This is a genomic window from Metabacillus bambusae (assembly GCF_017497975.1).
In the GTDB taxonomy this organism is placed as follows: Bacteria; Bacillota; Bacilli; order Bacillales; family Bacillaceae; genus Metabacillus; species Metabacillus bambusae.
Genome location: NZ_JAGDEL010000005.1, coordinates 276,934 through 301,370 on the forward strand (window position 1 = coordinate 276,934; position 24,437 = coordinate 301,370).

20 protein-coding genes and 1 pseudogene are annotated in these 24,437 nt (G+C 37.5%); 3 read left to right on the top strand and 18 right to left on the bottom strand.

Going from position 1 to position 24,437, the window contains the following annotated elements; genetic code table 11:
- Window positions 1-90: 90 nt before the first annotated feature.
- The 6 genes from upp to I7822_RS09810 form a co-directional block, all read right to left on the bottom strand.
- Window positions 91-720 (bottom strand): uracil phosphoribosyltransferase, encoded by a 630-nt coding sequence (gene upp / locus I7822_RS09785; RefSeq protein ID WP_207977426.1) that lies wholly within the window; start codon window positions 718-720, stop codon window positions 91-93.
- Between the two features lie 352 nt (window positions 721-1,072).
- On the bottom strand, window positions 1,073-2,314 hold the full coding sequence (gene glyA, locus I7822_RS09790; protein ID WP_207977427.1) for a serine hydroxymethyltransferase: 1,242 nt from the start codon (window positions 2,312-2,314) through the stop codon (window positions 1,073-1,075).
- Window positions 2,315-3,079: 765 nt separating this feature from the next.
- A complete protein-coding gene (locus I7822_RS09795; protein WP_207977429.1) occupies window positions 3,080-3,652 on the bottom strand; it encodes a TIGR01440 family protein in 573 nt (190 codons plus the stop codon).
- A gap of 19 nt (window positions 3,653-3,671) precedes the next feature.
- Entirely contained in the window at window positions 3,672-4,118 is a 447-nt protein-coding gene (gene rpiB, locus I7822_RS09800) for a ribose 5-phosphate isomerase B (protein ID WP_207977431.1), read from the bottom strand.
- 58 nt (window positions 4,119-4,176) lie between these two features.
- Window positions 4,177-5,466: a methyl-accepting chemotaxis protein gene (locus I7822_RS09805; protein WP_207977433.1), complete on the bottom strand. Its 1,290-nt coding sequence runs from the start codon at window positions 5,464-5,466 to the stop codon at window positions 4,177-4,179.
- A gap of 21 nt (window positions 5,467-5,487) precedes the next feature.
- Window positions 5,488-5,937: a low molecular weight protein arginine phosphatase gene (locus tag I7822_RS09810; protein WP_207977435.1), complete on the bottom strand. Its 450-nt coding sequence runs from the start codon at window positions 5,935-5,937 to the stop codon at window positions 5,488-5,490.
- A gap of 122 nt (window positions 5,938-6,059) precedes the next feature.
- On the opposite strand from I7822_RS09810, the pseudogene I7822_RS09815 reads away from it, so the two are divergent.
- A pseudogene (locus I7822_RS09815) lies at window positions 6,060-6,402 on the top strand (alkaline phosphatase); the annotation flags it as partial.
- A 339-nt stretch (window positions 6,403-6,741) separates the two neighbouring features.
- Here the strand turns inward: I7822_RS09815 and I7822_RS09820 are convergent.
- From I7822_RS09820 to prfA, 6 genes are all read right to left on the bottom strand, one after another.
- A complete protein-coding gene (locus tag I7822_RS09820) occupies window positions 6,742-7,302 on the bottom strand; it encodes a manganese efflux pump MntP (RefSeq protein WP_207977437.1) in 561 nt (186 codons plus the stop codon).
- 155 nt (window positions 7,303-7,457) lie between these two features.
- Complete coding sequence (locus I7822_RS09825; protein WP_207977438.1) at window positions 7,458-8,501, bottom strand: L-threonylcarbamoyladenylate synthase; 1,044 nt, start codon at window positions 8,499-8,501, stop codon at window positions 7,458-7,460.
- A 167-nt stretch (window positions 8,502-8,668) separates the two neighbouring features.
- Window positions 8,669-9,112, bottom strand: a complete 444-nt coding sequence (locus tag I7822_RS09830) for a GNAT family N-acetyltransferase (protein ID WP_207977440.1) — start codon at window positions 9,110-9,112, stop codon at window positions 8,669-8,671.
- 292 nt (window positions 9,113-9,404) lie between these two features.
- Window positions 9,405-10,070: a stage II sporulation protein R gene (spoIIR, locus tag I7822_RS09835; protein WP_207977442.1), complete on the bottom strand. Its 666-nt coding sequence runs from the start codon at window positions 10,068-10,070 to the stop codon at window positions 9,405-9,407.
- 248 nt (window positions 10,071-10,318) lie between these two features.
- On the bottom strand, window positions 10,319-11,185 hold the full coding sequence (prmC, locus tag I7822_RS09840) for a peptide chain release factor N(5)-glutamine methyltransferase (protein WP_207977444.1): 867 nt from the start codon (window positions 11,183-11,185) through the stop codon (window positions 10,319-10,321).
- A gap of 5 nt (window positions 11,186-11,190) precedes the next feature.
- Window positions 11,191-12,261 carry a peptide chain release factor 1 gene (gene prfA / locus I7822_RS09845; protein WP_207977446.1) on the bottom strand — a complete coding sequence of 357 codons (1,071 nt, stop codon included), beginning with the start codon at window positions 12,259-12,261 and terminating at the stop codon, window positions 11,191-11,193.
- A 223-nt stretch (window positions 12,262-12,484) separates the two neighbouring features.
- Between prfA and gloA2 the strand changes: the two genes are divergently transcribed.
- Together gloA2 and I7822_RS09855 are read left to right on the top strand one after the other, a co-directional pair.
- Window positions 12,485-12,871, top strand: a complete 387-nt coding sequence (gene gloA2, locus I7822_RS09850) for an SMU1112c/YaeR family gloxylase I-like metalloprotein (RefSeq protein ID WP_207977448.1) — start codon at window positions 12,485-12,487, stop codon at window positions 12,869-12,871.
- A gap of 207 nt (window positions 12,872-13,078) precedes the next feature.
- A complete protein-coding gene (locus I7822_RS09855) occupies window positions 13,079-13,597 on the top strand; it encodes a MerR family transcriptional regulator (RefSeq protein WP_207977463.1) in 519 nt (172 codons plus the stop codon).
- Window positions 13,598-13,616: 19 nt separating this feature from the next.
- Here the strand turns inward: I7822_RS09855 and I7822_RS09860 are convergent, their stop codons facing one another.
- The 6 genes from I7822_RS09860 to rho all read right to left on the bottom strand — a co-directional run bounded on the left by I7822_RS09860 (window position 13,617) and on the right by rho (window position 24,182).
- Window positions 13,617-13,799 carry a hypothetical protein gene (locus I7822_RS09860; RefSeq protein WP_207977465.1) on the bottom strand — a complete coding sequence of 61 codons (183 nt, stop codon included), beginning with the start codon at window positions 13,797-13,799 and terminating at the stop codon, window positions 13,617-13,619.
- A 130-nt stretch (window positions 13,800-13,929) separates the two neighbouring features.
- Window positions 13,930-14,586: an LPxTATN C-terminal sorting signal domain gene (locus I7822_RS29880; protein WP_243459376.1), complete on the bottom strand. Its 657-nt coding sequence runs from the start codon at window positions 14,584-14,586 to the stop codon at window positions 13,930-13,932.
- Between the two features lie 20 nt (window positions 14,587-14,606).
- Complete coding sequence (locus I7822_RS09865; protein WP_243459377.1) at window positions 14,607-20,450, bottom strand: lamin tail domain-containing metallophosphoesterase family protein; 5,844 nt, start codon at window positions 20,448-20,450, stop codon at window positions 14,607-14,609.
- Between the two features lie 1,067 nt (window positions 20,451-21,517).
- Window positions 21,518-22,141 (bottom strand): thymidine kinase, encoded by a 624-nt coding sequence (locus I7822_RS09870; RefSeq protein WP_207977467.1) that lies wholly within the window; start codon window positions 22,139-22,141, stop codon window positions 21,518-21,520.
- Window positions 22,142-22,455: 314 nt separating this feature from the next.
- Complete coding sequence (gene rpmE / locus I7822_RS09875; RefSeq protein WP_207977474.1) at window positions 22,456-22,665, bottom strand: 50S ribosomal protein L31; 210 nt, start codon at window positions 22,663-22,665, stop codon at window positions 22,456-22,458.
- A 239-nt stretch (window positions 22,666-22,904) separates the two neighbouring features.
- Window positions 22,905-24,182: a transcription termination factor Rho gene (rho, locus tag I7822_RS09880; protein WP_207977476.1), complete on the bottom strand. Its 1,278-nt coding sequence runs from the start codon at window positions 24,180-24,182 to the stop codon at window positions 22,905-22,907.
- Window positions 24,183-24,437 lie beyond the last annotated feature (255 nt).

A 24,437-nucleotide genomic window follows, 5' to 3' on the forward strand; every position in this document is an offset into this window, starting at 1 on the left:
ACCTCCCTTTTTAGTGTGTTCCTCATTTAGAAAAACATGTACAAAAAAAGGGAAAACCCTTAAATGAGGTTCTCCCTTTTCTACTATATATTATTTCGTTCCATAAAGTCTGTCACCAGCATCTCCCAATCCAGGGACAATATAGCCGTGATCGTTAAGCTTTTCATCTAAAGCTGCAATATAAATATCAACATCTGGATGTGCTTCCTTTACTACTTCTACGCCTTCAGGAGCGGCAATTAAGCACATGAATTTGATATTTTTTCCACCACGCTTTTTCAAGCTATTAATTGCTTCTACTGCAGATCCGCCTGTTGCGAGCATCGGATCAACAACAATAAAATCGCGCTCTTCAATATCTGAAGGAAGTTTTACATAGTATTCAACTGGTTGTAGTGTTACTGGGTCACGATATAAGCCAATATGTCCAACCTTTGCAGCTGGGATTAGCTTTAGGATTCCGTCAACCATTCCTAAACCTGCACGTAAAATCGGGATAATCCCTAGTTTTTTCCCTGAAAGCACCTTAGATTTTGCCGTACAAACAGGTGTTTCAACATCAACCTCCATTAACGGAAGGTCTCTGGTAATTTCAAACGCCATTAAGCTTGCCACTTCATCAACAAGCTCACGAAATTCCTTTGTTCCTGTACTTGTATCACGAATATATGTAAGTTTATGTTGAATTAATGGATGATCAAACACGTATACTTTCCCCATCAAATCATCTCCTTTTCTTTTAACACTTCAATAGATTTTACAGAAAATCAATTATAGTTTCAAGTGAGTTCTATTTAAATTACCTTTTGAAGTCTTTTTATTCTCACCATTTTCAGAGTGGAGAATGACATATTGTCTGAAAATCCCAGTTTATTGTCCGGTTTAATCATTATATTGTCCAGCTTACTTGTTATATCGACCGAAATTAAAATATATCAGCCGAAACCAAAGAGATATCGACCATTCGACAAAAACTGACAATATTCTACCGCTATTTTAACTTGAAGAGCGAGACTGGATAAAAAAAACAGGGACTGACTTACAAATTGTAAGTCAGTCCCAGTCGATTATATTACAGGTTTCTATATAAAGGGAATTTGCTTGTTAAGTTTTCTACACGTTGTTTTGCTTCAGCAAGCTTTGTTGCGTCCTCATGATTTTTCAATGCAAACGCAATGATGCTTCCGATTTCATCCATTTCCTCTACACCAAAGCCACGGCTTGTTACAGCGGCAGTTCCAATACGAACACCACTTGTTACAAATGGACTTTCTGTTTCAAAAGGAATTGTGTTTTTATTAACTGTAACTCCGATTTCGTCTAATACATGCTCTGCAACTTTACCAGTTAACTGAAGAGAACGTACATCTACTAATAATAGGTGATTATCTGTACCACCAGAAACTAGTGTAAGACCTTCTGATTGTAACTTTTCTGCTAAGCGCTTCGCATTGTCAATGATGTTTTGTGCATATGTTTTAAAATCATCTTGAAGAGCTTCACCAAATGATACTGCTTTTGCTGCAATAACATGCATAAGAGGTCCACCTTGGATACCAGGGAAGATTGATTTGTCAATTTTCTTGCCAAATTCCTCTTTACATAAAATCATACCACCACGTGGTCCACGAAGAGTTTTATGTGTTGTTGTTGTAACAAAATCAGCATATGGTACTGGATTTTGATGTAGTCCAGCAGCAACTAAACCAGCGATATGAGCCATATCCACCATGAAATATGCGCCTACTTCATCAGCAATTTCACGGAATCTTTTAAAGTCAATTGCTCTTGGATAAGCACTAGCACCCGCAACAATTAGCTTTGGCTTATGAGTTCTTGCTTTTTCTAATACATCATCATAATTGATTAGGTGTGTTTTTTCATCAACACCGTACTCAATGAAGTTGTATTGAACTCCACTAAAGTTTACTGGGCTACCATGTGTTAAGTGACCACCATGTGATAAATTCATTCCTAGAACCGTATCACCTTGCTCTAAAATTGTGAAATATACACCCATGTTCGCTTGAGCACCTGAGTGAGGCTGAACATTAACATATTCTGCACCAAAGATTTCTTTCGCACGGTCTCTTGCAATATCCTCTACAACGTCAACATGCTCACAGCCACCATAATAACGGCGTCCTGGATAACCTTCAGCATATTTATTCGTAAGAACTGATCCTTGTGCTTCCATGACTGCTTCACTAACAAAGTTTTCAGAAGCGATTAATTCAATCTTTGCTTCCTGACGAGTACGTTCAAGTTGGATAGCTTCAAATATCTTTGCATCTTGTTCTGGTAAATGTTTCATTTGGTTTGAATCTCCCTTCATTTAAAACACTAGTTATGGTTTTATCTGACACAGCTTTTTCAACGTCTATTTCCATCTATATTGTACACGTTTATTAGCCGCATTGTAAAAGATTTTCTGAAAAATTTTTAATATTTTTGCCTTTTGGGCTGAACAATAGGCTTAAATACGAATATTAATAGTTACTTTAGTTAAAAACATTCGTTTGACTATTAACTCTACCTTTACTATTTCCAAACTATTTTCTTTTAGTATTTTTTTAAAGACAGAAATTGATACAACCTATTGTCGTTACTTTTTCTCACAAAGTCAACCTTAATAAGTGAATATTTGTAATTTTATTTATAGTTTGACGTGTTGTAATTGCATGATTTGGTTCCTTAGCAGGAATTTGACCTCGAAGTTATAAGGACGGAGATAAGTTTGAGTGGTGGTAAGTTTGAGTTGGTTCAATAATTCTGGTTTGTGGTTAAATTATTGAGAGGAGTGGTTCAATTCTTTAGCATTGTGGTTCGATTTCGAGCAGAATGGTTCAATTATTTGGCGTTGTGGTTCGATCCACTCAGATTTGAGCGAAGATTAATATTACCTGGTTTAATAATTCTTGTTTGTGGTTCAATTACCGTGCAGAGTGGTTCAATCCTTTGCCCATAGTGGTTCTACCCACTAGGATTATAGCAAGCGGAAACCTCTTTTCCCCATCAATCGTACAATATTCCTCCAAATAAAAAAGGAACCAACTATCATAAGTTGATCCCTTTACTCTTAGTGACATGAACGATTCTCTTTCGTAGCTTCATACACAGCTCTTGAGCCGCCAATTAGCTTTGGTCGTGATTTTGCCATCGTTACATGCGCTGATCCAATTTGTTTGATTTTGCTGCGCAATGGGACTGCGACATGCTTTAGGTGCATGCCTATGAATGTATCGCCAATATCAATTCCTGCATCCGCCTTTATAAATTCGACGACGACTGGATTTTCCATGTGTTGGTAGGCGAGCGTTGCCATTGCTCCACCAGCTTTTCTAACTGGAATGACTGTGACTTCGTCAAATTTATTTACTTTGGCTACTGGTTTTTCGATCACTAGTGCCCGGTTTAAGTGCTCACAGCATTGGAATGCGAGGTGCACACCTGTTGTTTCTTTAAACTTTGATAGTGATTGAAAAATCATTTCAGCTACTTCTTCTGAGCCTGCTGTACCGATTTTTTCACCAATCACTTCACTTGTACTACAACCAATTACCACGATATCGTCTTTTCCCAGATTAGCTTGGGCATTAAAGTCTACCAAAAGATTAGATAGGTCTTGCTGCCATTTTTCAAGATTTGTCATCGTTTATACGACATCCTTTTTAGTTGTGCTCATTTTCATATTCACTAATTTTTCCAACCCGTGTTGCATGACGCCCACCTTGGTATTCTGTTGTTAACCAGATTTTTGCAATTTCCCTTGCAAGACCAGGCCCTATGACACGTTCGCCCATTGATAATACATTGCTGTCATTATGCTCTCGAGTCGCTTGAGCACTGAACATGTCATGGACTAGTGCGCAGCGGATGCCCTTGACTTTGTTTGCAGCTATGCTCATGCCAATGCCTGTACCACAAATAAGGATTCCACGATCTACTTCGCCATTTGCTACCTTTTCAGCAACTGGTAATGCATAATCGGGATAGTCAACCGAGGTGTCACACTCGCAGCCCATATCATCATATTCAATGTTCAATTCTTCTAGTAACGAGATGATTTCTTTTCGTATATTTATTCCACCGTGATCTGATGCTATTGCTACCTTCATTTTATCCTCCTGTTGGTTGATATGACTTTATTATTTTTTTCTATCTTTATTTTATCGCTTATCTAATAAAACGATCAATTGTTTTCCTTAACTCTTCAGCACTTCCAGCTAAATTCTTGCCTAGTTGGTTTATATGCACGATGTTGTCCGATTGCTCTGTTATAGCTGCCGCAACTTCTTGTGCACCAGCAGACGTTTGTTCAGCAATGGCTGCTACCTCCTGAGACTGTGCACCTGTTTTTTGAAGATAGGTCATTTGTTGATGAACGAGATCACTTATTTGATTTACAGATTTCGCAACTTCCAAAATTGATTGACTTGTTTCCTCTAACATTTTTGTTGATGTTTGTCCTTTATCCGCTTGGAATTTTGCTGTTTTTACTTGTTCACCAATTTGCCCTACGACATTTTGAACTTCTTGTTGAATGTTTTGAATTAATCCTGTTATACCTTTAACCGCCTTAGCGCTTTCGTCAGCTAGTTTTCGTACTTCTTCAGCTACAACCGCAAAGCCTTTCCCATGCTCTCCAGCCCTTGCTGCCTCTATTGAAGCGTTTAATGCTAGTAAATTCGTTTGATTTGCGATATCTCCTACTAGAGATACAATCGTTGAAACCTCGTTTGCGTGCTCTTCTAATCGACGAACTGCTGTCATTGATTCTTCGTTTTCTTCAGCCAATTTTTGAATACCCGTTATTAGGGAATCATATACCTGTTTACTTTCATTTAAAGAAGCAACCATTTCTTTGGACATTCTCTCAGAAGAAGATGCTTTGTCTTCTACCTGTGCAGCAAATTCAATAATATCCTCAACAGAAGCAGCGGTTTCTTGAATCGAACTAGCAGATTGATCGGCTCCCCTTGAAATTTCTTGAACTGTTATTGAAATAGCTTCAGCCTGTATCGAAGCATTGCTTGAGGCAGTTGCCATTTGGTTTACTTGTTCGTTTGTTACATGAAAATTATCGTCAATACTTTGAACCATGCTTCTCATGTTATGCAGCATTTTGTTAAATGCTATACTCAAGCCTCTTATCTCATCGTCACTTTTTGATACGGGAACATCCTCATTAATTTGACCTTCCGCAACCTTATATGCTACACTCTCAAGCTTTTGCAACGCTCTAGTAAGAAATCCTGATCCGAAATATGCTAATACACCAGACCAAAATATACCTAATAAAAGAGTTATCAACGTAAAGATTTGTGGTGATACAATGTGATCAGCATAATTCACTAGGAAATGTATGAAAAATGCACTTGTCGAATATGTAATCAGCGCTAAGACTGTTGTAAAAATAACCAGCTTTAGTCGCAAACTAAATGTATACTTTTTTTCTTTTCTCATATCCTGTTTCTCCTCGTGATTTTATTGCTCAAGCTTGTTTATTAATTTTTTAATCAAATCTTCTAAATCTGCCAATGTTTGGCGATACATATAAAGCGGACCACCGAACGGATCAGTAATATCCCTTTTCTCCACATCGTCCTCTGCGACATATTCTACAAGAGTATAGGTTTTTCGACCTGCATGTGGATAGAGGTCAATGACCGATTGCTTATGATTATTTGTCATTGTTAAGATAATGGTTGCCCATTCGACGAGCTCTTCGCTCAAACTAGCGGATTGATGAGTGCATTGTATTCCTTTTTCACTTAATGCCTCTATTGCATGGGTTGATGCATCATTTCCATCTATTGCAAAAACTCCAGCAGACTTTACATCAAGCTGATCAGAGTTTTTAGCATGTTTTAACAATGCTTCTGCCATAGGACTTCTACATGTATTCCCGGTGCATACGAATAGTACATTTGTCATATGAAAACACTCCTTTCCACTATTATAATGTAAACTTTATGAAGAAAATAGTAAGGTCACTTGAATAATTGGATTATTTCGTCTTATAAAAAGGCTGTTTTCGCAAACTTTGTTGCTATTTAATGTTTAGTAAGAAATTTAAAAAGAAGCTACTACCATTAGCGGTTATGATGACTGTAGCGTTTGGTAGTTAAGGAACAACATTTTCGACTGCTGAAGCGAAAGAAACAAAGTCGAACGATGCGGAAATTAAAAACATCCATCTTTCTAATAGGAGATGGAATGGGTGTTTCTTATACATCTGCCTACCGTTATTTACAAGATAGCACTGACTCAAAATTTGCTGATCGTACTGAGCTAGATAAATATCTCGTTGGTCAGCAAATGGCATATCCAGAAGATCCAGAACAAAACGTAACAGACACTGCATCTGCTGCAACAGCCATGTCTGCTGGGATAAGGACATAAAACAATGCAATTTGTGAATTAGTATATCAGAGCCTCCACCAAGAAGAACTAAATTCTAAGATTGATTATAAATTGATAGTTTTAATCTACTATTAAGGGGGTGTAACGATTGTAAACCGCTTTAAAAGATAGGAAAGGATCGCCATTAGGTAAATTACTCCAAAACAATTGGGGTATAAGAACTATAAAACTTTGGTTTTTTATAAAGTTGTGAGGTTTTTTTGAAAGGTCTAGTAAAATATGAATATAGAGTGATTTACATGAAGTTTACAAATCGGATATCTTCTTTACAAAATAGAGGGTGATAAAACCGGTCATGACTTAACAACCGGTTTTTTAGAATGGAAAGATTAGTTTTATGCCAAACGCTAGTAGAATGCTCCCACCAAGCGCTTCACTATATGAACCTAACCAAGACTGAACACGCTTGCCCACTAATAAACCAATCCAGGTTAATACCATACTTACAATTCCAAAAATAACAACTGTTAGAAATGTTTTCGCCCCATAAATTCCAAGGCTTAATCCTACTGAAAAGCTGTCTAAGCTAACGCTAAGTGCAAAGACAATTAACCCAAAGCCTACTGGTGTAATAAGCGGTTTTTCATCTTTCTTAAAAGAAGCAAAAACCATTTGTACACCTAGTAAAATTAATAGACCCCCACCTAATAAAGTCGCTATTGTTCCAAAGGTGTCACTTAATACTCTGCCAATTAACATTCCTACTAATGGCATCCAGATATGAAAAATACCAATTGTAATACCTATGTATAAAATCTGTCTGGCCCTTAGTCTGATTAATCCCATTCCAAGTCCAACAGAAAATGCATCCATTCCTAAAGCCAGTGCCATTATTAATAATGTAAGTAGTTCTCCTAAGATCGCTTCAACATTCATAAATACCCTCCTCGGACACGCCTACTTAACTTTATGCGTACCCGATTTGGATTAGAACTTAGAATAGAGATAGGAGATTGGGCTTGGTTTTTCAAAGATAAAATGCTATGGAGCGAATAAAATAACTTTAAAAAAGTTGCTTGCAAATAAGTTCATTACTCTTCGATTACCTGATTGCCTGCAGCTTTAAGTAAGCGATTCATAATTGCCTCGCCAACTCCAATCTGGGGAAAACTTTCACTAAAAATGATATCCACTTCTTCATTATCAAATTTTCTTAGTACATCATAAAGCTCTGTAGCAACTGTCTGCAAATTTTCACGTCGTCCACAAGCGATGACTTTATATGCCTGAAGCTGGTTGAAGGCTTCTTCAGTTGTTAACACACCAACCTTCTTTCCTTCGTTTTGATGCTGGTCGATAATCTTCTGCAAAAATTCAAGCCGACCATTTACGATCACGACAGGAGCATTAGGGGCATAATGAGTATATTTCATTCCCGGAGACTTCGGTACTAGCCCTTCCTCAATAAGAGCTTGATCAAGTTGTACTTCTCCGATAACAGATTCTAGTTGCTCTTTCGTAACACCGCCTGGTCGTAAAATTGTTGGAACAGTTGACGAACAATCTAGTACCGTTGATTCAACTCCGACCCCAGTCGCTCCTCCATCAATAATTCCACTTATTTTCCCGTTCAAATCATGATAAACATGTGAGGCATGAGTTGGGCTTGGTTTTCCTGACTGATTCGCACTAGGTGCAGCGATTGGGACATCTGCTTCACGTATAAGCGAGAGAGCAATTGGATGGCTTGGCATTCTAACACCAACTGTATCAAGCCCTGCTGTTACGAGTGTGGATAGATGATCCCCTTTTTTCGGTAAAATTAGTGTTAACGGACCTGGCCAAAATTCATTGATTAATTTGTAAGCATAATCGGGGATATCTTTAACAATTTCATCTAGCTTGTTAACAGAAGCAATGTGGACAATCAGTGGATTATCACTTGGTCGCCCTTTTGCCTGATAAATTTTACGAACAGCTTCGTCTGAACAAGCATTTGCTCCTAAGCCGTAAACTGTTTCAGTTGGAAAAGCAACAACTTCATTTTCTCTCAATAAATGGGCTGCCTGTGTAATATGTGGATAAGTAGTGGATAAGTTAGTGATTTTGTCCACAACCCATAACTTTGTATTCATATATTCTAACTCCCTTGTTTACCGTTCATTTTTACCCATACTTTTCACTATAAGTAGGTGAATAACTCCTTGAAAGTATATAAAAAGAATACCAACAAAACAAGCCTTATCCACAATTTGTGGATAAGGCTGTGGTTTTTGTGGAAAACTATGTGGATATATCCACTTTATGAAGACTTTACCATGATCATGACATTAGATTGTTCAAGCGATCCCTTCATATGCTCTAATGTTAGTAGCTGATTAGGGATAGATGATTGTTCAATCTCTTCAAAGCCCATTAGCGATAAAAACTGAACAGAAGCTTCTTTATTCGTAACTAAAAATAAATGCTTTATTCCTTTCTGCTCTGCTAGCGTTTGAATGCTTTGAAAAAGTGTTAATATATGCGCCTGCTTTAGCTTGTCCGACACAACAAGCGAACGCAATAAACCATATTCATTCACCGGCTCTACACCAATACAAGCAACAACTTCATGATCACCATTTTCCATCATGACAAAACAATCTATTAAACTTTCAAACCCTTCCGAACTAACTCCTGCCTTTTCAACAAAGCCAATTAGCTTCCCAAGGTCCTTTTCTTCGGCTATCTTTAATTGATAAAACATATTTTATTTTCACCCCATTTTATATTCCTACATCAACTCTATGAGGGGGAAAGTAGTTTTATTCTATATTTTTGTGGCTTATTTTGGGGACAGTCCCCAAAACGCTGCATTTTTGCAACTTTCTTCCCAGAAAAAGCTGCTATAAAGGGAAAGTAAAAGGGCGGGGACAGTCCCCCGTCTACTTTCGGGGACTGACCCCGAAACGCTGCATATTCGCAACCTTCATCTCATAAAGGCTGCTAGAAGAGGAAAGAAAAAAGGCGGGGACTGTCCCCCACCTTACTACCTCACCTTAAGAAAATAAACCTTCGAACCATTCTACTAAAAAGAATTTCACTTCTACTTCTTCTTTTTCTTCCTCTTCGTCCACAACGAGTGAGGCTAGGTTTTCATTTGTTTTATCTTTGTCGTTCACTGTTTCAGTTTCTACGTCTTCTGCTTCAGCTGCTTGTACAGCTTCACCATTCGAGAAGTCTAAGAAACATAGCGGTGGGAATAGCACACACCACCAATTTGCACCCTTCGCTTCACCTAGACTAATTAAAATCGCTTCATATTCACCTGCTGGATAAATGAAGTTACCATAAAGCTTTGTTGGAAAGCTTACATTATCAAAATTAACAGAGTATGATTGCTGTTTGTTTTCTCTTTCTAATACACCTTCAACGATTTCTTCAATGTCAGGAAGTCTTGACTGAATTAATTGTCTAGCAGTTTCTACTGAAGTTAACTCTGCAACCCATTGCGTAATTTCTTTGTTTACTTCATCACGAATCATTCTTTTTAACTCTTGATCTTCATCAGAATTACTATTTGCTAGAATACGTAAACGTATCGCCTCATCAGGAATAACGACTGGCTCCTGTGTACTCGCAGCCACCGGTTCTCTATATACGTTCGCAATTGCTCCTATTAATAATAAGAAAATATATATAAATGCTAATTGTTGTTTTTTCATCTTCTCTCACGCTCCCTTGGTAAACAGTATGGACAGCATGAGAGATTCTTAAACTATGTTTACGAAAAAATAGTTTACTAGTTTGGGGACTGTCCCCAAAACGATGTTAATTCGACTTCCCTAAGTCTTCAAATTGCTAATCTATAAATAAATTATTGACTAGGGGACTGTCCCCCAATTTTTGATTTCTCCACCTTGAGAGACATTCCACCTAAGAATGGGGACTGTCCCCATTTACTTGTCCCCATTCACTCTTTTAATGTCGCAAACACCATTCGATCTTTCCCATTTATATCATATACAATTTCAACTTTAGCCATTGGTAGGGCTTGGTTGAGTAGGTTTTTTACGTCTTGGCCTTGTCCAGCACCGATTTCAAAGGCGATGATTGCTGTTGGGTTTAGTAGGGGCTGCATGTCTTTTATGAGCCTTCTGTAAAAGTCTAATCCGTCTTTTCCGCCTGCTAAGGCACGCATTGGTTCATGATCCTTTACGATTGGGGATAGTGTTTCTATTTCCCAATCAGGGATGTAGGGTGGGTTTGATACTAAAATATCGATCTTTTTCATTTTAGAGTCTTTTGAAATAGGCTCTAGTAAATCACCGTGCAACCATTGAACATTTGCTTGTAGTTCATTTGCGTTTTTCTCAGCTACTTGTAAGGATTCATTTGCAATGTCAATTGCACTTACGCGGAATCGTGGATTTTCCAGTGCTAATGTAATGGCTATTGCTCCACTACCTGTCCCAACATCCACTACATGTAGTTCTTCATTTCCTTGAAAATAATTTGTAGCACGCTGAAGGATCCCTTCTACGAGTTCCTCTGTTTCAGGTCGAGGAATGAGCACTTCTTCATTCACGTTAAACCGCCTGCCATAGAATTCTTCATAGCCAATTAAGTATTGAACAGGAGTTCCCTCAGCATGTTTTATGACATCAGACTTAAAAGCTTGTTGTTGTTCGTTTGAGAGGACCATTCTCAAGTTTGAAAGGAGTGTTGCTCGTTCCATGTTTAAATGGTGACGTAGTAGTAGTTCACCCGCATTTTCATCTCTTCCCGCTTCCTTTAAAAAAGAAGAAGCCCATTTGAGGGCTTCAAATACATAATTCATAATGATTACTCTTCCGCTTCTTGAAGTCTGCTTGATTGATCTTCAACAATCAATGTTTCAACAATCTCATCAAGCTTTCCTTCGAGAATTTGATCTAGCTTTTGAATCGTTAAGCCTATTCTATGGTCCGTTACTCGGTTTTGCGGGAAGTTATATGTTCTGATACGTTCTGATCGGTCACCTGTACCAACTGCAAGCTTACGGGTTTGATCATACTCAGCCTGTGCTTCCCGTTGGAACTTATCATATACACGCGCACGTAGTACTTTCATCGCTTTTTCTTTGTTTTTGATCTGCGATTTTTCATCCTGACACGACACAACTGTCCCTGTAGGTAAATGAGTTAATCGTACAGCTGACATTGTCGTATTAACACTTTGTCCGCCTGGACCACTTGATGTAAAGGTATCTACACGTACATCCTTGTCATGAATTTCAACTTCTACCTCTTCTGCCTCAGGCAAAACTGCAACAGTTGCTGTTGACGTATGAATACGTCCACCTGATTCTGTTTCAGGTACACGTTGAACACGATGGGCACCATTTTCGAACTTTAATTTAGAATATGCACCTTTACCATTGATCATAAAGATGATTTCCTTATAACCACCTGTACCTGTATGGCTAGCTTCCATTACTTCTGTTTTCCAGCCTTGCACCTCTGCAAATTTGCTATACATGCGATATAAATTCGCAGCAAATAAAGCAGCCTCTTCTCCACCAGCAGCTCCACGGATCTCCATAATAACGTTTTTATCATCGTTCGGGTCCTTAGGTACAAGAAGGATTTTTAGACGTGCTACTAATTCTTCTTGACGATCCTCTAATTCAGAAAGCTCTTCTTTTGCCATTTCACGCATTTCAGCATCAAGCTTTTCATCAAGCATTGATTTTGTATCAGAAATTTGCTCGCGAACCTCTTTATATTCTCGATATACTTCAACTGTTTCCTGTAAATCAGATTGCTCTTTTGAATATTCGCGCAGCTTTTTAGAATCACTAATAATATCTGGATCCATCAAAAGCTGATTTAATTTTTCATAACGGTCTTCTACCGATTGTAAACGATCTAACACACATGTTCACCTCAATTTTCATGCATAACGTTATAATTATAGTATAGGTCACATAAAGCGTCAAAAGCAAATTGAATATTGAAAAGCCGAAACGCCATGTTCAGCCCGAAAAAGCATTGGGTAATCTGGGATCGGCTTACGACTCGAAAGGCAGGACGCTGGAGCTAAACCAAGAAACTAAGTACAATAAATCCTGATACTAAAACGAAAAGAGGTCACCACATTGAACATCAATAAAATTCATCATGTTGCCATTATCTGCTCCAATTACGATCTTTCAAAAACCTTCTATACGAAGACACTCGGCTTCAAAGTGTTAGCTGAGGTTTTTCGGGAAGAACGAAACTCTTACAAATTAGACTTAATGGTCAATGATACTTATCAAATTGAATTATTTTCTTTTCCAAACCCACCAGAACGACCTAATAAACCCGAAGCCGTTGGACTTAGACATCTTGCTTTTGAGGTTACTAATATTAATGAGGCTGTTCAGGAACTTATTCAAAAAGGTGTAGCTGTTGAACCGATCAGAGTGGATCCACATACAGATAAAAAATTCACATTTTTCCAGGACCCAGACGGCTTACCACTTGAACTTTATGAGGCTTAGGCCAAGTATCGACAAAGGGAATTGGTTATATGTAAAACATCCACTTTCTTTGCCGAATCGATACTTGTTTTGTCTAACGTGAAGGTAACTAGCTTCGGAAGGTCGAAAACGTAAAACAGAAGGTCTCAAGTCTGAATCTGTTCCTTATTTTATTGTTGGCAGTTGGCGTTTTTGGATTGTACTTAAACATTGGGGAGGAATAAAGATATGAGTACAGCAGCCGTTGCAAAGTTACTAGGGGTTTCTAGAAGAACTGTAATGAGATGGGTTAATCAGTTAAATATGGAATTGGATAAAAATGAACTAGGTCACTATCAATTTACTGAAGCAGATATTGAATGCTTAAAAGAAATACAAGAACAAACAAATAATCAATCACTCCCACAACCTACACAAACGAATCACACAACTAGATTAGGTACTTTAAAAAGCGAAGCCTCAGTAGATACAAGCAAAGTCGCGGCACTAAACGAACGAGTTGATGAACTTGAACGGAAAATGCAAAGCAAAGCTGATGATGTTGTTTCCTATCAACTTCTTCAACACCGTAGAGAGATGGAAGAATTAATCAACAAAATCTCCTCTTTAGAGAAAAAAGTTGAAGAGCTTGAAAATTCACAGCAAAAGCGCGAACCAATTAAAGACAATGTATTAGTCTTTGATCAGCCGTCTGCACCGAAAAAACCGCGAAGAAAAAATTTAATCAGCTCAATTTTTAGTTTTTGAGGGGTCATCAAGCCCCTCTTTATTTTAAATCTAAGTCCACATCAATTTGGTATCTTGGTAAAGCACTGGCCATTTTGCTGTGAATTTCCCTTATCTTCTGTTGCTTTTGGTCTTCCGTCAATTCCTCTGTTGTGTATACTTTAACATTTATGTAATGACCGATAATGATCATTGGTCCTAATGATAACTCTTCCTCATTCATAATGGCCTCTTTTAGATGTAATTTTTTGCATTTTCACTTGTTGTTGCTAATAGTATGTCTTTTTTTAGATATTTAGACATCAAAAAAACCTTACTCTCTATTAAACGGAGTAAGGTTTTTGATAACTAAACTAATGTTGAGTCATGCTTGTTCTTTTTCTTTGCGAAAGGACTATTGCTACACCTGTCAAACTAATCAGTAAGCCTATTAGCAGCATATTAACTATATTAGTAGCAGTGCTAGGTAAGTCGAAATGACCAATTAAAGTCGCTGGTTCATAAACAACATCAGTTGAAGAGTTCTCAAATACTGCAAATGTACTGAAATGGTCAGTTTTTGCTGATACCATTCCATTGCTGTATGTTCCACCGACCAATTCCCACTTCTTCTCACCTTCGTTATAGTAAAACACTTTCACGTTTTCAGCCTTATTTACTTTACCAGTTACTCTGAATTCTATTGTCATTTCTTCCTTGAATTGATGATATTCTTTCCCTTCAGAAGAGATTGTAATATCATACACTGAACTTAATGCTTTATTATCATCCTCCAAACGTTCAAGGTGAATGATGACCTCGCCATCTGGTAAGTTTTCTGCAGGGATTAGCACACTTAGCTCATTATTTTGCAGTTTAAAAGTTACGCCTTTTTCTTTGGCAATTTGGATTTGTTCCTTGCTCAAGCTAAGTTCTACATTGTATTCCTTTTTAAAATCAAGGATAAGTGTTGTGTTCTTTTCTAAACCCGCTAAGTCGTTTGTTTCAATTGAAGCTTTGCCATCCTTCAATTTAACTTTTAATTGCTTTGTTAGTTCTGCTTTTCCCGGAGGTGTACTTCCATCTCCTGGATTTTCAGTCCCGTTACCTGGTTCGCCCGTTCCATCTCCTGGGTCATCTGTTCCTTCCCCTGGCTCGTCTGTTCCATTACCTGGGTCACCTGTTCTCCTTCCCCTGGCTCGTCTGTTCCATTACCTGGGTCACCTGTCTCTTCCTCTGGATCTGGTTGTTCGTCTTTCCCTTTTGTAAATGTCCAGATATCAGAAACTGCTTTTCCTGTATAATCGTCTTCTGCAACTGCATACCATGAATACGTATTATTGTTGGAAAGTCCTTTCCACTTTACTTCTGCTTCGGTACCACTTGGAACATTTTCTTGCTCGCCAATTTCTGTATCTGTTTTCACATTTATAGCAAAGTAATCTGTAGCAACTCGTTTTTCATCAACTTGTAAGTCTAAATTAATGACTGACTCATCTTTACCAGGGAATTCACTTGGGTCATAGAAATTGTAATCATCTAAATATGGTGAATACGTATTAACGATAATTCTGTTATTGTCTTGATCAAAATGAAACAATTTCATGTAGCCTTGGCCGCCTTCTGGTCCACCTTGATAGTCCCCAAGCATTTGATAGACTTCGCGGTCTACAACGCCATCACCATCGTCATCAATTTCACTTACAAGAGTTTCAGAATCGTGATAGTGACCACTTAGGACCGCTATTACGTTTTCATTTGCTTCCACAACTTTAGTGTAAATTTTGTCACCAAGTGGACTGCGATTCCCTGAAACTAAGAGATATTCATGAAAATTAAGAATGGCTTTCCGGTCCGGATATTGTTTAAGGATATCGTTTATCCATTCTAAATCTTCATCCTGAACGCCCCATCCCATATAGACCATGATAAAATCATTGCCGTTAGATGAGATTAGGTCATAGTGTCCTCGGTTGTTTTTGTATGTGTCACCATAATACGCTTTGTCTGCAAACCTGTCTGCACCAAAATATTTGCTGTATTCAGTGTAGTCGTTTGATAGTTGATTTACATCATGATTCCCAGCTAAAACACCATATGGGATATTGTTTTGATCAAGTACACCCATGTATTCGTCTGCATATTGCCATTGCTCTACTTTATCAAATTCATCAACAAGATCTCCTGTATGGAATACATATTTAATTTTCAACTCTTCTTGCTTCTCTGCAATCCAATTTGTTTGTCTTTTAAAAATGTATGGATAGCTTTCTGCGTAGTATTGCGTATCAGACATCCAAACAAATGTATAATCATATTCCTCTGGGCTCTTTGGAATCTCATCTTGAATGATTACATTGATTTTCGCGTCTTTTACATACTCATTGACTGCAACATTTCCTTTTAATTCAAAGTCATCGGTTCCAGCTATGTTATATGTTATCAATGTCCACTTGCCGCTCTGGTGATTCCAAGCATACATTGATACTTTTCTGCCTTCAAGTGATTTACCACTCCAAGACAGTTCAACAAGATCATTCTCAACAATTGTTGGATCAACCTTTACATCGAAACGATGATATGGAAATTGTGTACTTGAATCCGTTGTTAGGTAGGTGCCATCCTTTTCTGATACTAGAAAGATATCCTCTGCCGTAAAGGCTGCTTCACCCTCTGGAACCATCATTTGCGGTGGTTCAACATCTGTTGCATTTTTAAATGCTTTTACATCGCTAGTATTGCTTGCATCATATTTATATCCTTTATAGAAGGTTACATCTAGGTCATCACCTGTTGGATCAGTTACCTTGACCTTTAATTTCGGATTACCATTTACAGATGCAGCACCATCAGCTGGTGAAATAAGCTCAGGCTTAGTTGGATTTTCATTATTTACTGAGAATGGAACGGTTAACTCTGCTTTATTTCCAGCCTTATCTTCTGCGACAATGATAAGCTTATGCTCACCAGGAGTTAGCTTTGAAGATGACGTTTCATATGGCACTTTGATTTGCTCATCATCTAGCATGACTTGAACGGAATTGACACCAGCTATTTCGTCAGTAACATCAGTATCAATTGTAAAGGCACCTTTGTATTCTTTCCCTTCAATGATGTTCGTTTTTACAACAGGTGAAGTATTATCAACTAGAACGTTAGAAGTGACTTCATTGTCAGAATCTAAAGCTTTGACAACATGTTCACCATCCTCAACAGTCGTTGTATCCCATATATATGTTTTTGATGGGGTATGTTCTTCTGTAATCGTAAAGGTGAAATCTTCAAATGGTCGGAATGTGCCATCATCACCCATATCATATACTTTCGCTGGATCATTCTTTGCTGGATCTGTTAAAACTGTTCCATCTGCCAAAATTAGACGAACATTTCGCAAGCTATAATCATCGCGATTTTCTTCATCTTCTTCTAACTGGAATGGTGATGCTTTATTTCCAGCACGAACGGTAATGATATTTTCTCCCACCTGGAGACGGTCAGCTTCTACTGGTACAGTGAATGTCTTCCAATGTGACAGCCAATCTTTATCCAATAAGTAAAGGATGTCATCACCCATTGTCACTGCGTTTTGAAAATACGTATTAAGACCATTCACTTCAAAGGCAAAGTAGGCCCCAGTTTCTAACGCTTTATACGTATCTGCCTGCAATTCTGAGTCATCAATGAATAGCTTCACATTATCAGGCGTTTCATCCTTAGATGTACCTTTTAGAATTTTTTCACCTGAAAGAATATCATCATCTTTAACATTTAAACGTAGATCAGATTTGTCAATCTCACTATGAATAGAAATCTTATAAGTGTCACTCTTTACTTCATTTGACCCATCTGAAACGACAAAGAAATATTCTACATATTCTTTTGCGATCAGGTCTGAAGCGTAAATCATATTTTTATACAAATGTGTTTCTGAATCGAGTCCTAAAAGTGTTTCTTTGAAGTCTGCTTGATCATTTGTACGATAATATAATCTAACAGATTTGACCCCTTTATCATCTGATGCTGATGCAGCGATCTCGATATCATCTGTTTGATTAACTTCTGTAACAGCTGTTTTATTTTCAATCGTCGGAGCGACTGTATCTTCTATAATCTGAATCGGTTGTTTTGGAACCTGGAATGCTTCAACAGCACCCGGTGTAGCGTCTTGGATACCTGCGCTTACCTTCATTGATTGGGTTGAACCATCTTCAGGGTACTTGTAAACAATCCCTTTGTTCGGCACAGTATCATCTGTGTTTGCCACTTCGTTATAATAAGAAACTGTGATTTCTTCCTTTGTATTTGTGGCTACAACAAGTCCTCTCGGGCTTCCATTTGCCATACCATCACTATGAATTTTGACGATATCTTTGTTTTCAATTAAGCTTGTACCGAAATTGGCATTAAAATCTGCTACTGTTTGTTCACCATTCATCGAATTGATGATCCAGAATACGAGTGTTCCTTTTGAAGGAATGACAACATCATCTGGTACTGAAGGCCAAACAACATCACTTGCAGGGTCTGTTCCATAGCGATATTGAAGTTTATAATCCTTAAAGTTTAAATCTTTGTCTGTATTATTGTAGATCTCAATAAATTCATAGCCATCAGCTGAACCTACATTCTCTGTATCAGGAACAATTTCTGTTACAAGAAATTTAGGCATTTTACTATAATCTACTTCATCTTTCTTAACAGCAATTACATATTCTTCTGTTTTAACTGTATTTGTTCCATCAGCTGCTTCAATATAGTACGTAATGTTTGAATCAACATTAACTCCAGGGATTTCAGCTATGTAGCTTGCTGGATCAGCACTTGCATTCATTGATAGGGAAATGAATGTATCATCCCCCTCTTTTTTATAATGGAAGGTAGCAAATGGTACAGCCACGTTATCTGTTATATTTGCTTCAATGATGATCGGAGAAAATGCATCAATTTCTGTCATCGGCGTATGCGTGATCACTGGTGCCACCGTATCAACAGGTATTTCATCAAGTTCAACTGGCTTTGTCGGGACTTGAACAGCTTCAATCGTACCAGGTGAAGGTGCTGCTAGTACTTTAAGCTTTTCCATTTCATTTCCTTCGCTTGGGAACATATATTGAATTACAGCGCCTGTATTATCATTGTCAGTTCCTAGATAACTTGCAGAAACAACTTCTGAGCTTGTGTTATCTTTTATGACGATTGCTCGGTTTCCACCATTTGCAAAACCAGGGAAACTATCCTTATATTGGATTATTTGTTCACTTGATAAATTCAATCCAAAATGAGTGTTAAATTCTGCTAGAGTACGATCACCATTATTAAACCAAAAAACGAGTGTTTCTTGAGGCTCAATCGTAGTAGCAGGAACTTGAAAGACTAGTTCGTTACCGGTATCAGTATATTTGTAGACAAAGGAATAATTTATTAATGACAGTGGTTGATTCGTATTATTATAGAGTTCAAAATACTCATAATAATCCGTTCCACCACCTTCTGTGTTTGGTGAAAGCTCGGTAATTAATAGCGTTTGTTCGCTATAGGTTTCTTGAGGAATCTCAACAGAAATTGTATATTCCCCACTAATTGCCTTATTGCTACCATCTGTTGCTTCAATATAGTATGTAATGTTTGAATCCACACTTGCTCCTGGAATTTCTGCTGAAAAACTTGTCCAGTCGTCTGAACTCACATTCATTGTGACAGACGTAAAGTTCTCCTCTTTAGTAGTTTTGTAGTAAAGTGTCAGCGTTGGTATCGCTGCCAAATTATCTGTTACCTTTGCTTCAATCATGACAGAAGAAGCTACCTTACTTTCTATAACAGGTGTGTGAGTGATCATCGGTGCCTTGTTGTCTGCAGGGATCTCTTCTAGTTCCACCGGCTTTGTTGGGACTTGAACAGCTTCATTTGTTCCTGGAGTAGGTGCTGCCAATACTTGATGCTTGTCCATCATAGTTTTTGCTAAAGCATATTTGTATTGAACACCTAATCCGCTATTATCTGTTTCACCTGGTAGATAACCTGCAGATGTTACTTCATTTCCTTCTTTATCTTTAATAACAGCCGCTCTGTTCCCACCATTTGCAAAACCCGGGAATACATCCTTAAATTCGATGACTTGGTCTGATGTTAACTCAAGTCCATAATGTGAATTAAAATCCGCTAAAGAAAGTCCGCCATTATTAAACCAAAATACAAGGGTTTCTTGTGAGCCGATCGTAGTTGGGGGGACTTGAAATACTACTTCTTTTCCAGTATCCGTATAACGATAAATAAATGCATAATTAGTTAAAGATAATGGCTGATTCGCATTATTGTATACTTCAAAAAACTCGTAGTTATCTGTACCATTTGAGTTTGGAGATACTTCAGTAATTAGTAAGTGTGAATTGCTATTAAAATCCTCTTCTACTAAAATTTCTGGAGTTTCTGGGGTTTCTTCTTCATCCTTCACTTCCTCTGATCCCTGATTTTCTTGGGACGTTTGAGCTGACACAGCTTCACTAGGTTGTTCAACTGGTTGAGTAGTACCTTCAGATGATTGTTCTGTTTGTTGAGCAGTATCAATTTCTTTTTCTAGTTGTTCATTTTCTGCCAGAGGTTTTTCAACAACTGTAGGTTGTTCTTCCCCTTCAACAGTCTCTTCTATAGAATCAGTCTTTTCAGTTACTTCTGATTCCTCTTGAACTGGTTCTGTTTCATTTGTTGTTATTTGTCCATTGTCAACTGTACCACTTTTCCCTGTCTGATTTTCATTAGAAGTCGTGTTATCAATCACTTCTTCTGCATAAATCCTTTTCACAGGAATAACCGTAGTAAAATTGGATAGTACAATTGATACCATACAGACAAATAAAAACAATTTTCTTACTCTTAGTCGTACTTTCCGCTTATTCATGGCTTCCTCCTTAAATTTTATTTACATTCATGTCAATAGTAATCGAATTTTGTAAACTAAAATTAAAGGAGGTGTAAATGTTTATAAAAATTCTGAACCATTATTACGTTTTCGTTAATTTTTTATTTTGAGATATTTTAATAAATAAGGATTTAATGCTCATGTACTCTTAAAGGTTTACTACTTTAAATGGTTATTATATCGGTTACCCACCCTCATAATAGGGAAAAATACCCTCTTTTCTCTACCAAAAGAAAGTACCTCTAAAAATTATACTGTTAATCATTTCTTTACACTGAATAAATATTTCTTTAACAAAATTCCAATATTATTTACATAATATGACATACTTTAATTAATATAGCTTTTATATATTAAAGAGGAGATATGGCCTTTTTACATGATTTATTCATCAAAATAATGATTATCATTTCATGATCTTTCAATTATAATACGTAACCTATTTGGATATTTATGTTAATGTAAGGAGAGAGATTGTGAAGTTCTTCAATATTATAGTAGGTACAAAGTTAAAAAAATGAATTTTAAAGGGGTGTTGTTTTAAATAAAGGCTCTTTTCTAAGAGATTGTTGCTTTTAAAACAAAAACTATTTGGTTAATTGGAGCGGAAGTGCGAGACTCCTGCGGGAGTAGCGGGACAGGTGAGACACTCATGCAGGCGTTTACGCCGAGGAGGCTCACCGCCTGCCCCGCGGAAAGCGAGCAACTCGCGCTGCAATCAACCCACACCGCATTACTTGGTAAATGGCAACAAAGTTTACGAAAAAAGCCTAAATAAATGAACTCATATGAAAATATCTTAAATTATTTTATTAGTTTCTTAGAGGAACGTCCTCTTATCACAATAACTCTATCTGTACTGTTGAGTGTAATTTTATTTTTCAGATCAATTGAAGCTGGTCAACATATCGGAGATGCAATATAGGGATGATTTAATATAAAAAAGCTTGCAGGCATTTCGCACAACACAAGCTCTTTTATCGTATGGTTTTTATCACGTAACACGTAACACGTAATTTTCTATTTTCACTGTTAAATAGTATTAATTAAAGGTTCGTCGTGGCACTATTCTCTTTCTTAAAATCCTTCACAGGTGATCCTGGAACCTCATGGTGATGTCTACATCTAGGTTCATACGATTCTGATGCTCCTACAAGAATAATTGGATCATCATATGACGCAGGCTTACCATTAATAAGTCTTTGCGTACGGCTTGCTGGTGATCCACAAACAGAGCAAACAGCTTGAAGCTTTGTGACTAATTCAGCAATTGCCATTAATTGTGGCACTACACTAAAAGGTTCGCCTCTAAAATCTTGATCTAACCCTGCTGCTATTACACGATAGCCTTGATTAGCTAAAAGTGTTAGCACATCACAAATATGTTCATCAAAGAACTGCACTTCGTCAACAGCAATAACGTCTGTTTTCTCAGTAATATATTCTAAAATTTCAATAGACGAAGCCACTGGTTTACTAATAATAGCCGTACCATTATGTGAAACTACCTCTTCTTCGCTATAGCGGTTATCTATACTAGGCTTAAAAACCTTTACTTCTTGTTTCGCAAATTGTGCACGTCGGACTCTGCGAATGAGTTCCTCTGATTTGCCTGAAAACATGCTTCCACAAATAATTTCAAGCCATCCACTTTGTTTCATTACATACATTAAAACGGCCTCTCCCTTCGTCGTCAATGTTTCCGAGTCGATTGACAGTACCGTTTATATTGGTACTTTACCATCTATATAAAACATGAAATTTCATGCGTCGCATACGTTCAAAATCCCTACCAATATATGTAGGATATCCTAAAGTGAAACTTCCACCAGTGGTTTTTTCCCATTCTTACCGGTAGCTTATCGAACCTTTACTAAAGTAATGAATTTCAACCAATTAATATGGGTTAAGACTTAAAAAGAACAAAAGTTGGCGTGAAAAAACAGGCAAGAGCAGTTTCGTCTTGCCTGTTGGATTAAAGCTATTATTGCTGTTGCTTAATGCCGTATTTTTTATTGAATTTATCTACACGTCCACCTGCATCTGCAAATTTTTGACGTCCTGTGTAGAATGGATGGCACTCAGAACAAACCTCAACTTTGATCTCTTTCATAACTGATCCAGTTTCGAATTCGTTACCACAAGCGCAGTTCACCATAACCTTATTAAAGTTTGGATGAATTCCTGTTTTCATTCTTTTCATCTCCTTCCGCCCTGAGTCATTTCGAAACAGAGTTAAATATTCTAATGTGACTCGTCCGATTGACGAACCAACACTAGAAAAGCACATGATGAAATTATAACAAGTGCAAAGTTTAAAAGCAAGCTGAAGTTAAATATTACTAATTAGAAAAGCGTATGTGCCTTTTTCAGCCCCGAGGGGCTAGGCACGGGAGCTAGACAATTTGAAAAGCGCAGGTGCCTCACTAGAAACTACTTAGTTACCTTCCTAGCATTTTTCATTTCAGTATCTAACTGTGCAAAGAATTCCTCATTTGATTTTGTTTGACGAAGCTTTCTTAAGAACTTTTCAACAAAGTCTGGAGAATCTGTCATTGATTTGCGAATTGACCATAATTTATCAAGATGATCTTTCGGAACAAGCAACTCTTCTTTTCTTGTACCAGAACGACGGATATCGATTGCTGGGAAGATACGTTTTTCTGCAAGTGAGCGGTCTAAATGAAGCTCCATATTACCAGTTCCTTTGAATTCCTCATAAATAACGTCATCCATACGAGAACCTGTATCGACTAGTGCTGTTGCAAGGATTGTTAAGCTTCCACCCTCTTCAATGTTACGTGCTGCACCAAAGAAACGTTTAGGACGATGGAAAGCAGCTGGATCAATACCACCAGATAATGTTCGACCACTTGGAGGGATGACCAGATTGTATGCACGTGCTAAACGTGTAATGCTATCCATTAAAATAATAACATCCTTTTTATGTTCAACAAGACGCATCGCGCGCTCAAGCACAAGTTCTGCTACTTTAATATGATTTTCTGGAACTTCATCAAACGTCGAGCTAACAACATCTCCAGCTACAGAGCGCTCAATATCTGTTACTTCCTCAGGTCTCTCGTCAATTAATAAAACGATAAGTTCTGCTTCAGGATTGTTCGTTGTGATGCTGTTCGCAATTTCTTTTAACAGCATTGTCTTCCCTGCCTTAGGAGGGGCAACAATTAATCCACGTTGACCAAAACCAACTGGTGCGATTAGGTCCATAATTCTTGTCGATAAATAGTTTGGTTTTGTTTCTAGGTAAATTTGTCTATCTGGATAGAGAGGAGTTAATGCTGGGAAGTGAACACGTTCCTTTGCCGTCTCTGGATCTTCACCGTTAACCGCTTCTACATGAAGCAAACCGTAATAGCGTTCATTTTCTTTTGGAGGGCGGACCTTACCAGATACTTTGTCCCCATTCCGCAAATCAAAACGTCTAATTTGGGAAGCTGAAATATAAATATCTTCTGAGCTTGGTGAATAATTAATTGGTCTTAAGAAGCCAAAGCCTTCAGACTGGATGATTTCTAAGACACCTTCCATAAATAATAAATCTTCTTGTTCTGCATTTGCTTTTAATATAGCAAAAATTAATTCTTTTTTCGTCAGCTTGCTGTAATAGGATACTTTATAATGACGGGCAAGCTCATATAATTCTTTCAGTTTCATATGTTCTAATGAAGAAATTGAAACTTGATTCATAAAAACACCACTCTTTTTATTTTTCATTTTTATACAATTGTTTTCCATCTATCGATTGTCAAATTCATTTCTACTGGTAATGAAAACGTAATTAGATAGCAAATTTTACATATTAGAAGATTTACCATCAGTTGCACTAATGAAGAAAAAACTATCACGTTTGGATCGAGAAGGAAAATGAAGGTGAGCTTGAAGTAGATTTGCAGTAATTCATTCATGCAGCACTCTTTATTTTTACCCTATTTCACAGATTTA